Origin of the sequence: Anoxybacillus andreesenii (genome assembly GCF_030813005.1) — a bacterium.
GTDB lineage: Bacteria > Bacillota > Bacilli > Bacillales > Cytobacillaceae > Robertmurraya > Robertmurraya andreesenii.
In genome coordinates this window covers 1-1,421 of sequence record NZ_JAUSTU010000073.1, presented here as the reverse complement: position 1 = coordinate 1,421, position 1,421 = coordinate 1, and the positions used below count along the sequence as shown (strand labels likewise).

The window sequence follows — 1,421 nt, the reverse complement described above, 5'->3', positions numbered from 1 at the left end:
CCCCCTCTGTTAGGATAGATGTCGTAGACAACTTTAGTGTATAGTTTAACTAACACACGGAGGTTGATCGACATGAAAAATAATAATGGTAAACGCTATACGGAGGAGATGAAAAAGGCCATTCTCAATAGAATGATGCCCCCTAACAATGAATCTGTAAGTCAGCTAAGTAAAGAGCTTGGAATCACTGAACCCACTCTATATAAGTGGAGGAAAGAGGCTAGAATAGCTGGAAGCCCTACTCCTGGAGATGGACAAAGTTCTGATCAGTGGAGTAGTGAAGATAAGTTCCTGGTTGTTATGGAAACATACACCATGAATCAGGCAGACCTAGCAGAGTATTGTCGAAAAAAAGGACTATATAAAGAACAAATTGAAACATGGCGTGATTCTTGTCTAACCGCAAACGGTCGGGAATCTAATCAAACAAAGCAGTTGAATCAAGAATTAAAAGAGGAGAAAAAACGTGCAAAAACGTTAGAAAAAGATTTGCGTAAAAAGGAGAAAGCATTGGCAGAAGCTGCAGCCCTTTTACTTCTCAGAAAAAAGGCCCAAGCGATCTGGGGGGACCAAGAGGACGAATGATTAACCCGTCAGATCGCGCACTAGCCGTAGAACTCATCCAAGAAGCTAACCGAAATGGTGCGCGATTAGCCCTGGCGTGCAAGGAATTGAACATTAGTGTACGCACATATGAACGGTGGATTTCAGAAGGAGGAATTAAGGAAGATGGACGACCTCATGCATCACGTCCAGAGCCGAAAAATAAACTAACGGAAGAGGAAAGAAAAGAAATCTTAGAGGTCGTAAAAAAAGAGGAATTTGTAGATTTACCACCCACTCAAATTGTCCCAAAATTAGCCGATCAAAGGATTTATATTGCCTCTGAATCTAGTTTCTATCGAGTGCTTCGTGAGCAAAATATGCAAAATCATAGAGGAAGAAGCAAAAGACCTGAACGAAGACTACCAGAAAGCCATTTAGCAACAGCACCCAACCAGGTGTGGACGTGGGATATTACTTGGTTAAAAGGACCGGTAAAAGGCATGTATTACCGACTCTATTTAATTATCGATATTTTTAGTAGAAAAATAGTAGGTTGGGAGATTTGGGAAACAGAGGAGTCACAATACGCTGAGGAGTTAATGAAAAAGACGGTAATTCGCGAGAAGATTCAAGGAAGACCACTAGTGTTACATTCCGACAATGGGAGCCCTATGAAAGCCGCAACATTTCAGGTATTACTTGAAAAACTGGGGATCCAAAGCTCCTATTCAAGACCTAGGGTAAGTAATGATAATCCCTATTCTGAAGCGATGTTCCGAACTCTAAAATATCGACCTGAATTCCCGTACAAAGGCTTTGAAACACTTGAGGCTGCGCGTAAATGGGCATTAAAATTTGTAAATTGGTATAACTGT

General features: G+C 41.1%; 2 protein-coding genes. Both read left to right on the top strand.

Annotated features, from left to right (window positions below; translation table 11 throughout):
* Positions 1-72: 72 nt before the first annotated feature.
* Complete coding sequence (locus J2S07_RS21795; RefSeq protein ID WP_307152464.1) at positions 73-585, top strand: transposase; 513 nt, start codon at positions 73-75, stop codon at positions 583-585.
* Positions 582-1,421, top strand: an 840-nt coding sequence (locus J2S07_RS21790) for an IS3 family transposase (protein ID WP_307152463.1), incomplete at its 3' end; no start/stop codon positions are given. The genes J2S07_RS21795 and J2S07_RS21790, both read left to right, overlap by 4 nt.

Bases quoted from the DNA above. Each gene is read 5' to 3' on its own strand.
- J2S07_RS21795 (WP_307152464.1), top strand. From the start codon at position 73: ATGAAAAATAATAATGGTAAACGCTATACGGAGGAGATGAAAAAGGCC.